Genomic DNA, 8,774 nt, shown 5'->3' on the forward strand with positions numbered 1-8,774 from the left:
CCTTCTATAGAGTCTTTGTGAGCGCCGACGGCCGAAGCCTTTACCAAGACCTGAATGATTATCAGTTTTCCAATTAGTAAGAAGTTCAGATGCGTCTCATACGAGCCGGGTGAGGGAACGGCATTACTGCCGTTCCCCCCGTAAGAGCCAGACTGAAGCCGACTCAAGATGTCATAGAATCCGCCCCCCCCCGCAGATCAGTAGGACATCTTGCTGCAGTAAAAGGTACGGCCGGCCTGTGTTGTCAATTGCCAGTCGGCACCATACGTATAACCTCCATCGGTGTCACCCCAATAGAAATCGTTGCCATCGCAGGCCATAATGTCTACCTTCCAGCTCGGCGGAATGCCCATCGTCATGCCTGGTGGCTGCCCCCAGATCTGCGCTATATAGTTATCGTCGTGGCGCATAAACACAATGTAGGAGTTGTTCGTGTCGTTCGCAACCCAACAATAGCTTGAATCCAGGGTTTGCGCTTCGCCTTCAGCAAGGATCTTCGTCTTGGAGGCTGGGGCCTCAGAGGAATCGAGTTCAATCCGTTTCGGTACTGTTGTGCTCATCGTGTCGTCTCCTAATACGGTTGTTGTTGTTGTCGAAGGGCGGGTGGCCCACTTGTAGAAAGCGGAGAGGAGTCAAACCTTCCGCGATTGTAGCGCTTGAGCTTGTAAAGGATAGTAAATCAGGTAGTTACCGAGGTCTGTAGACCTTGGGAACGATGCTGAGAGGAGAGAGGAGCGGCTCTTACGGCACGAGCTGCCGTATAGCTCCCCGTGGCACTTGTCCCGTATCAACAGCCTCTATATGCAGTTATGCTGCCAGTAGCAAGCGGGGAGCCCATGGAAGAACAACCAGACGGGCCAGTACAAGGCCACCGGAGCTTCCAACAGCATCCATAATGTTCTCCACCTAAAACGGCAATCGAACCCATCGGACCAAGACAACTTACATTGGCTACTTAGACAACATCATCCTGCCCCGATTGGGGGAGTTTCGCTTTAACCGAAGTGAAAGCAGTGATGGTCGAGCGTTGGCTCGCCGAGATCTCTGGAGCTCCGGCAACCAAAGCACACGCTCGCGCTGTCTTCGGCATGGTCTTTCGCCATGCTATTCGGTACGAATACACCTTCATCAATCCGATTGCCTCTGTGAGACAGACGCGCAAGCGGATGTTCACCCCAGTGATGCTCGAACTCACAGAGATTTGCGATCTCTTGAGGGAACTATGGACACATCCGGAGCCATGTTTCACACTCGTGTTTACCGCGGTCGTGACCGGTCTCCGCAGAGGAGAGCTGATTGGGCTGAAATGGAGCGATATTGATTTTGAAAAAAAGCAGATCAACATCGTTCGATGCTGGGTCAACAAGATCGTAGGGGAACCGAAGACAAACGAATCCGGCCGGCAGCTCTTAAAGCCGGAATCATGAAAGAGTTCGGATGGCATAGCTTCCGGAGATCAACTGCGTCGTTACTTGTCTCAGGCGGCACCAGTATCCGAACGACGCAAGAGATCCTTCGCCATGCTTCTCCAACGATGACCTTGGGCACTTATGCTCAGTCCGTTTCGTCGGAAAGGATGGAGGCGCAGCGCAGCATTGCATCCCTTTTACCTAATTGGACCCAAATGGACCCGCGCGAAAATCCAAACGACGGAAATCGTCAGCCTAAGTGTTGAAGTGATTGGTGGCGGTGGACAGAATCGAACTGTCGACCTACGGGTTATGAGTCCGTCGCTCTAACCATCTGAGCTACACCGCCGGCGCGTGGAAGGAACTGACGCACCAAGGTGGCGCAACCAGCTAAACTTCATTTTACGGCAAAACGCCGCGAACGGAAACCTGCATCCCGATGTCCACCAAACCACACGTCCTTGGCGTCATTCCTGCGCGCCTCGCATCCACACGGCTCCCACGTAAAGTTCTGCTCCCTATCGCCGGCAGGCCCATGCTGGCGTGGGTCTATGAAGCGGCGAAAGCCTGCCCCGGGCTCGACGACCTGATCGTCGCTACCGATGCCGAAGAGGTCGCAGCCCTGTGCCGCCAGAACGGATGGCCCGTCGCCATGACCGCCTCTGACCTGCCCAGTGGCACCGACCGCGTTCGCGAGGTGGCCCGGCATCACTCGGCCGATATCTACGTCAACATCCAGGGCGATGAGCCGCTGCTCAAGCCGGAGCACATCGATGCCCTGCTGGCGCCCTTCAATAAACCCGACGTCGACGTCACCACCATCAAGACGCTGTGCACGCCGGAGAATATCCACAATCCCAACGCCGTGAAAGTAGTTACCGCCCTCGACGGCCGCGCTCTCTATTTCTCTCGCGCTACCATTCCCTACCACCGCGACCGCATCGGCGATGTGCCCTATTGGAAGCACATCGGACTCTATGCATACCGCCGGCAGACCCTGGAGCGTTTCACCGAACTCGGCCCTTCCGCACTGGAACAGACTGAACGCCTGGAACAGCTACGCCTGCTCGAAAATGGCTTCGCGCTCTACGTCGAGCCGGTCCACTTCGACACCATCGGCGTCGATACGGAGACCGATCTGAAAGCCGCCGAGGCTGTCCTGATGAAGCGTCACGGTTAAATGCAAGCGGGGACCCCGTAGGGTCCCCGCTCTCCGTGACAGGCTTGCGCCAGATCAGATGGTGAGAATCTCTTTTTCCTTCGCCTTGAAGAGCTCGTCGATGCGTTTGATCTCCGCATCGGTCAACTGCTGCACCTCTTCGGTGGCGCGCTTCTCGTCGTCAGCCGAGATCGCCTTATCCTTGCCGGCCTTCTTGATCTGATCGTTGCCGTCGCGGCGGATGTTGCGGATCGCGGTCTTGTGGTCCTCAACCGTGGAGGAGAGCTGCTTGACCGCCTCTTTGCGGCGATCTTCGGTCATCGGCGGAATCGGCACACGGATGATCTTGCCGTCGTGCATCGGATTGAATCCCTGACCGCCCATACGGATGGCCTTTTCGATCAGGCCAACGACACCAAGATCGAATGGCTGCACCACAATGAGCTGCGGCTCCGGCGTGTTGATCTGCGCAAGCTGATTGATGGGCATCTCGCTGCCGTAGTAGTCCACGCGGATGTTGTCGAGCATGTGCACGCTGGCCCGTCCGGTGCGAACACCAAGGAGATGGGCGCGGAATTCCTCCACCGACTTCTCCATGCGTCGCTTGAGATYCTGATGCAGATCCTTGAGCGCGGGAATATTTGCCATTACCGATGCCATACAGTCTTCCTCAATGCGCGGATGCGCAAATGTTGATTCTAGAGGATTGGCCTGATTTTGTGGGGGCGTCAATCGAATCCCGGTATTTTTGTTGGGTCCAGGGCGCGTCGGCTTCGTCTGAACAAATTTGCGCTCGCAACGCCAGAGTATTTCCCTGTGGGTGTCATGTAGGGCTTCCGCATCTGTGGGCGTTTCCCGCGATGAAAACGCCGGTGCGCACTCCTTCAGGGATACCCAGCAACAGGAAAAATGCTCTGACGACAAAAACTTGATGACGTGCCCCGTGTCCATACGACGAAGACCTGCGGAGCAGTGCCCTACCCCCCTGATGGAGATCGATATGACGTCTGTCCCCCTCTCAGAGGAGGTTGAGAACAGAATTCAGGCCACGTTTTCAGGTGAAGTAGCTCGCGAGTCGGCGCGCAGCATGTTGCTGGAGTATCAGACCGAAGCGTGGCATGGCGAGGTGGAACGGGTCAGGATCGGAATTCTACGAATCTGCCAGGGCCACCTGGAACGAATGCGGCGCCTGGTTGACGTGGCCAAGAGGGACTATCGGGATCTGCTGATGCTTGCCGAATATCTGCCGGCCGACAGCAGCAAGCCGGTGAACCTGAGAGACGCACACAGGAAGCCTCCCGACGAGTAATCCTTATGCTAGGCCGGTCGATTGCGCCTGCTCATGCGCGTGGTAGCTGGAGCGCACCAGCGGACCGCTCTCCACATGCCGGAAGCCCATACGCAGCGCCTCTTCTTTCAGAAAAGCAAACTCCTGCGGCGTGTAGTACCGCTTCATCGGGATATGGTCTTTGCTGGGCCGGAGATACTGTCCGATGGTCAGAATGTCCACCTTGATCGCCGCCAGATCGCGGAAGACCGCGAGCAGCTCATGCGTCTCCTCGCCCATCCCGACAATGATGCCGGTCTTGGTCACCTGGTTCGGATTCAGCTCCTTCGCCAGCCGCAGATAGCCAATGGAGCGCTCGTAGCGGCCGCCCGACTTGGCGACGCGATAGAGCCGCGGAACAGTCTCGATGTTGTGATTCAAGACCTCAGGCCCCTCGGCGACCACCATGCGGATGGCCTCTTCGGTTCCCTGAAAATCAGGCGTCAGCACCTCAACCTGGCACTCCGGCGCCATCACACGGATCTGGCGGATGACCTCTACAAACGCCTGGGCGGCGCCAACGTTGTCATCGTCGCGATTTACGCTGGTGATGACGGCATGCTTCAGACCGAGCGTAGCCACAGCTTCGGCCACGCGACGAGGCTCCCCATGATCGATGGGCTCGGGCTTGCCGCTCGGCACCGCGCAGAATCCGCAGCGGCGGGTGCAGCTATTGCCCAGCATCATGAAGGTGGCGGTCTTATGGTTCCAGCACTCGCCGATATTCGGGCAGTGCGCGCTCTCACATACGGTGTGCAGCCCAAGCTCACGCGTAAGCTTCTTCAGCGCATGGAAGGTCTCGCCCATGGGCGCCCGCGCCTTCAGCCACTCCGGCTTGGGAGCAGGCTTACGCGGAGAGAGATCGATCTGAACCAGGTCTGACGCGGCAACAGGAGCCATCACTCTCTATTGTAGTACTCCGTCCCCTAAAGCATTTTCCCTGTTACTGGGCATCCCGGGAGGGGCGTGCAGAGGCGTTTTCATTGCGGAAAACGCCCATGGATGCGGAAGCCCTACATGACACCTACAGGGAAAATGCTCTAGTGGACGCGGTCGCGGACCTCTGTCCGGATCAGGTACAGGAAAAACACCATACCGAACCCAGCCATCACGATCAGCCGAAAATCGCGAGTGGTCGTAAAACCGAACAGGTAACCGAGAGCCAGCAACAATGAGCCGGCGGTCACAATCGCCCATCCCCAGCGGCGCAGACGCAACAGGCCAAAGACACCGACGACCAGCAGACTGGCGATCGGCAGCACAACGTACTTGCCCTGCTGATTCCACACTCCGTTGATCGCGCCAAAGACGCCGAACAGCGCTACCACCAGCATGAAGACGGAGATCATAGCCATGCCAGGCAGCATGCCCGAGGCGCGGGGAGCAGGTTTTTGAGGAACGTCACTCATAGGGTATGCAGATAGGCCAGCAGATCAGCCATGTCCTTCTCATTTACGCTTCCGCCCATGGCGGGCATCATGTTACGGCCGTGCAGCACGGTGGACTGCACGCGCTCGTCGGTCGCCGCCGCCCCGCTGGGCAGATATTTCTTCTGGTAGATCCCCATGAGAGCCGGGCCCTGCAGAGCTTTGTCTTCGCGATCGTTATGACATTGACGGCAGCTTGTCTGAAAAACCCAGTACCCGCGGGTCTGCTGGTCATTCAGCTTCTGCAACGGAGTCGGCGGACCAAGGTGACGGCACCCCAGTAACACGGTCGCGACCACAGCGGCCGTCAAAACAATGGATGTCTTCTGCAGCGGCATGCCTTTCTATTGTCGCATCATCGTTTCGGGTTGCGGCATGCGCACGCCGGGCGACGCAATCAGGTGCAGGCGCCGCAGCACCTTGCGCGCCAGCCCCGTCAACGGAAGATCGGCGAGTTGCCCCAGACGGCACCACTCATACTCGCGGATCGACAACGGCAACTCCCTGAGCAGCGTCTTGTCAGCCGTGAAGACCTCGACGTAGTAGTTCGTATTCGTGATGGAGTGACGCACACGCAGCGTCGGCGTATGTTCCCCAACTCCATCCATGGGGAGCTCCGGCAGCTCATACATTCCCGGCATCAGGGAAGCATCCGTGGGACGGCGATGCAGCATGACCTCGATTGCAGAACCGCGCTTACGCTGATGCAGCAGATACGCCACCCGCCGGCTGCGCATCTTCTCGCGAGTCTCGGTCTTGTGCTCTCCCCTGGTGCGGCAGAAATCGTAGACCGGACACTGCAGACACAGCGGCCCTTTGGGCAGGCAGATCGTAGCTCCAAGCTCCATCATGGCCTGATTGTGGTCTCCAGGGGCATTCGTCCCCGATCTCCGCTGCGGCACCAGGGCAGCAGCCTGATCGGTGACAAACCGCTTGCTCTCAGAGGTCGTCTGCTCCGGCCTGCCGGTCAGGCGAAGCAGGACACGCTCGACATTACCGTCCACCACGGCGATGCTTTCGCCAAAGGCAATACTTGCGATGGCCGCAGAGGTGTACTCTCCAATGCCGGGTAACTTGCGCAGCTCAACTGAGGTTGACGGCAACACCCCGTCCAGTTCCGCGGTGATGAACTGCGCCGCCTTGTGCAGCATGCGCGCACGCCGGTAGTAGCCCAGGCCGCTCCACACTGCCAGTACATCCGCCTCCGGCGCCAGCGCCAGAGAGACAATCGTAGGAAACTTCCCCAGGAAACGCGCATAATGCTCCAGCACGGCGTTGACCCGTGTCTGCTGCAGCATCACTTCACTGACCCATATGCGATATGGATCCCGGGTCTCGCGCCACGGAAGTGAGCGCGCATGCTGCTTGTACCACCGGGCGAGCACCCGCCGGAAATCGGCCGCCCGCTCGGAAGGTAAATCTGTATTCGGCATTACGACTGATTTTAAAGCTTCCATCCCGATGGAATGCCTTACCAAACAAGATATTGTTTCCTATATGAAACGACGCGATTTTCTCGCGGCCTCTTCTCTTGCAGCCGGATACCTTGCTCTCGTTCCACGGCAAGGCATCACCCAGCAACTGGCCCCCGCGTATGCTGAGTCCGCGGAGATTGAGTTTCATACCGCCGACACGCGTTGGCAAACGACGTACGACAAAGCTCTGGCCGTCCTGGCTGGTAACGTCCGGACTCTGCCGCGATACGATCGACCGGTTCTGATTGAAGGCGCAGACTATCCCGGCATCTGGCAGGAGTGTGCTCCGCACGAAGGCCTGGTGTATCGCCATATTCGTCCCGATGCGGCGCGCAACAACCATCTCGGCTTCTTCCAGTTGCAACGCGAAGAGGGTCAGCTTCCGGCAAGCATTAAGGTTTCAGAGATTGGATACGGTCAGATCCAGATGGTCGTGCCTATCGCCGCCACCGCCTGGGAGCTCTCGCAGGCTAGCGGCGACCAGGAGCTGCTGGAGAAGGCCTACACCGCCTGCGCTCGCTGGGATGCGTGGTTGATGAAGTATCACAACTCACGCGGCACCGGCCTGGTAGAAGGCTATTGCACCTACGACACCGGCCATGACAACTCCTTCCGCTGGCATGGCGTACCGAACCGCCGCAAGGATGCGGACGCCACAAAGTGGCCCGAAGGAATCCCGGGGCTGCCGCGATTATGTCCTGATCTTTCTGCTACGGCCTACGGTGGCCGCGTCGCTCTGGCTGCGATGGCAAAAGCTCTCGGCAAGCCTGGCGATGAGTCCATGTGGCTCGAACAGGCTGCTCACATCCGCAGACTGATCATCGAGAAGCTCTACTCCGCTGAAGACGCCTGCTTCTTCGACCTCGATAGCAACAACAAGTTCGTGAAGGTCCGCGGCGACGCGATGCTCCGCGTCTGCGGAGAGCATGTACCCGACCAGAAGCTCTTCGATACCTTGTGGGAGCGCCAGATCCACAATCCCAAAGCCTTCTGGGCGCCGTTCCCTCTACCTTCCATCGCCATGGACGATCCCGGCTTTGAGAAACGTCCATTCCCGCGCAACACCTGGAGCGGACCGTCACAGGCTCTACTGGCATTACGCACACCGCGCTGGATGGAGTTCTACGGACACACGGCCGAGATGAGCTACATGATGGATCGCTGGTGCGAAGCCATCATGCGAGACGGCACCTTCCGCCAGCAACTCGATCCGTTGACAGCCGAGTTCACCCAGGCCGACAAGCCCGGCTATTCCCCTTGCGCTCTGGTGATGCTGGACTACACCTGGAGACTTGCCGGCGTGCGTATCGAAGGCGAGACACTCGAGTGGAACATTCGGCCAAACTACGCTGCCTCCAGCGATGCACGCTTCTCACTGAAGTTCAACAAGGCCCATCGCGCGGAGTTGAGATACACCGGCAACAAAGCGACACTCATGCTCGATGGAAAAGAGCTCGGCACAGCAACAGGGACCTTCCGCCTGGTGACAACGCTGGATGGAAAGTCCGTAAGGACCCTCGGTATTGGGGAGAAGCCTGGAAAAATTAGCTACAAGCCCACCGGTGCTGCGCAAAYAAACCAGACGATTCAGCCTAACCAATCGGTAAAACACACTAATCTCTGAGTCACCAATCGAAAAGCAGGTTCCTCCGCTTCCCTTACTCCAGCCAGCAAAGCTGACCGGGTACCCCAATCGCTACGGAATGACAAACAAAAGGAAGTCCCAGCCATAGCAGAATGTCCCGCCCCAACTGGCAACTGCCTCTCTAGCAGTTCTGGTACTTCCAGTTTCTCTGCTTGCCTTCGGCGATCCAGGTCACGGCCTGCTCGATTCGCGTAGTACGAGTGGCATCACGCTTAGCCTCGTTGATCCACTCCAGGTATTCGCGCTTGCAGGAGGGGCTGAACGCCTCGTAGACCTTCGTCGCGGCCTTGTTCTTTTTCAGAGCCGCGGCAAACTCCGGGTTGATCTCCGGC

General features: G+C 58.1%; 12 protein-coding genes and 1 tRNA gene. 5 read left to right on the forward strand and 8 right to left on the reverse strand.

What is annotated here, in order from left to right:
• Positions 1-197: 197 nt before the first annotated feature.
• Positions 198-560: a hypothetical protein gene (locus AB4043_RS07705; protein WP_442300052.1), complete on the reverse strand. Its 363-nt coding sequence runs from the start codon at positions 558-560 to the stop codon at positions 198-200.
• Between the two features lie 456 nt (positions 561-1,016).
• On the opposite strand from AB4043_RS07705, the gene AB4043_RS07710 reads away from it, so the two are divergent.
• Both AB4043_RS07710 and AB4043_RS07715 read left to right on the forward strand, forming a co-directional pair.
• A complete protein-coding gene (locus AB4043_RS07710) occupies positions 1,017-1,427 on the forward strand; it encodes a tyrosine-type recombinase/integrase (RefSeq protein WP_442306791.1) in 411 nt (136 codons plus the stop codon).
• Positions 1,352-1,675: a tyrosine-type recombinase/integrase gene (locus tag AB4043_RS07715; RefSeq protein ID WP_442306792.1), complete on the forward strand. Its 324-nt coding sequence runs from the start codon at positions 1,352-1,354 to the stop codon at positions 1,673-1,675. Before AB4043_RS07710 ends, AB4043_RS07715 begins: the two co-directional genes overlap by 76 nt.
• Positions 1,676-1,681: 6 nt before the next feature.
• Here the strand turns inward: AB4043_RS07715 and AB4043_RS07720 are convergent.
• Positions 1,682-1,758: transfer RNA gene (locus tag AB4043_RS07720), tRNA-Met, on the reverse strand.
• Positions 1,759-1,848: 90 nt separating this feature from the next.
• On the opposite strand from AB4043_RS07720, the gene kdsB reads away from it, so the two are divergent.
• A complete protein-coding gene (gene kdsB / locus AB4043_RS07725) occupies positions 1,849-2,589 on the forward strand; it encodes a 3-deoxy-manno-octulosonate cytidylyltransferase (protein ID WP_442300054.1) in 741 nt (246 codons plus the stop codon).
• A 54-nt stretch (positions 2,590-2,643) separates the two neighbouring features.
• Here the strand turns inward: kdsB and frr are convergent, their stop codons facing one another.
• Positions 2,644-3,228, reverse strand: a complete 585-nt coding sequence (gene frr / locus AB4043_RS07730) for a ribosome recycling factor (protein WP_442306793.1) — start codon at positions 3,226-3,228, stop codon at positions 2,644-2,646.
• A 340-nt stretch (positions 3,229-3,568) separates the two neighbouring features.
• On the opposite strand from frr, the gene AB4043_RS07735 reads away from it, so the two are divergent.
• Entirely contained in the window at positions 3,569-3,877 is a 309-nt protein-coding gene (locus AB4043_RS07735; RefSeq protein WP_442300055.1) for a hypothetical protein, read from the forward strand.
• A gap of 3 nt (positions 3,878-3,880) precedes the next feature.
• Here AB4043_RS07735 and lipA read toward each other — a convergent pair whose 3' ends face one another.
• From lipA to AB4043_RS07755, 4 genes are all read right to left on the reverse strand, one after another.
• Positions 3,881-4,795, reverse strand: a complete 915-nt coding sequence (gene lipA, locus AB4043_RS07740; protein ID WP_442300056.1) for a lipoyl synthase — start codon at positions 4,793-4,795, stop codon at positions 3,881-3,883.
• 140 nt (positions 4,796-4,935) lie between these two features.
• Positions 4,936-5,304, reverse strand: a complete 369-nt coding sequence (locus AB4043_RS07745) for a hypothetical protein (RefSeq protein WP_442300057.1) — start codon at positions 5,302-5,304, stop codon at positions 4,936-4,938.
• A complete protein-coding gene (locus AB4043_RS07750) occupies positions 5,301-5,660 on the reverse strand; it encodes a c-type cytochrome (protein ID WP_442300058.1) in 360 nt (119 codons plus the stop codon). The genes AB4043_RS07745 and AB4043_RS07750 overlap by 4 nt, the downstream gene beginning before the upstream one ends.
• Before the next feature lie 6 nt (positions 5,661-5,666).
• The gene (locus AB4043_RS07755) at positions 5,667-6,755 is read right to left on the reverse strand and encodes an A/G-specific adenine glycosylase (RefSeq protein WP_442300059.1); all 1,089 of its coding nucleotides are present in this window, start codon (positions 6,753-6,755) and stop codon (positions 5,667-5,669) included.
• A 64-nt stretch (positions 6,756-6,819) separates the two neighbouring features.
• On the opposite strand from AB4043_RS07755, the gene AB4043_RS07760 reads away from it, so the two are divergent.
• The gene (locus AB4043_RS07760) at positions 6,820-8,421 is read left to right on the forward strand and encodes an MGH1-like glycoside hydrolase domain-containing protein (RefSeq protein WP_442306794.1); all 1,602 of its coding nucleotides are present in this window, start codon (positions 6,820-6,822) and stop codon (positions 8,419-8,421) included.
• A 142-nt stretch (positions 8,422-8,563) separates the two neighbouring features.
• Here AB4043_RS07760 and AB4043_RS07765 read toward each other — a convergent pair.
• The coding region (locus tag AB4043_RS07765) for a YdeI/OmpD-associated family protein (RefSeq protein ID WP_442306795.1) at positions 8,564-8,774 on the reverse strand (211 nt) is incomplete at its 5' end.

This window comes from Terriglobus sp. YAF25 (assembly GCF_052113305.1).
Classification (GTDB): Bacteria; Acidobacteriota; Terriglobia; order Terriglobales; family Acidobacteriaceae; genus Terriglobus.

Bases quoted from the DNA above. Each gene is read 5' to 3' on its own strand.
- AB4043_RS07715 (WP_442306792.1), top strand. From the start codon at position 1,352: ATGCTGGGTCAACAAGATCGTAGGGGAACCGAAGACAAACGAATCCGG.
- kdsB (WP_442300054.1), top strand. From the start codon at position 1,849: ATGTCCACCAAACCACACGTCCTTGGCGTCATTCCTGCGCGCCTCGCA.
- AB4043_RS07755 (WP_442300059.1), bottom strand. From the start codon at position 6,755: ATGCCGAATACAGATTTACCTTCCGAGCGGGCGGCCGATTTCCGGCGG.
- AB4043_RS07705 (WP_442300052.1), bottom strand. From the start codon at position 560: ATGAGCACAACAGTACCGAAACGGATTGAACTCGATTCCTCTGAGGCC.
- AB4043_RS07745 (WP_442300057.1), bottom strand. From the start codon at position 5,304: ATGAGTGACGTTCCTCAAAAACCTGCTCCCCGCGCCTCGGGCATGCTG.
- AB4043_RS07710 (WP_442306791.1), top strand. From the start codon at position 1,017: ATGGTCGAGCGTTGGCTCGCCGAGATCTCTGGAGCTCCGGCAACCAAA.
- AB4043_RS07735 (WP_442300055.1), top strand. From the start codon at position 3,569: ATGACGTCTGTCCCCCTCTCAGAGGAGGTTGAGAACAGAATTCAGGCC.
- AB4043_RS07750 (WP_442300058.1), bottom strand. From the start codon at position 5,660: ATGCCGCTGCAGAAGACATCCATTGTTTTGACGGCCGCTGTGGTCGCG.
- lipA (WP_442300056.1), bottom strand. From the start codon at position 4,795: ATGGCTCCTGTTGCCGCGTCAGACCTGGTTCAGATCGATCTCTCTCCG.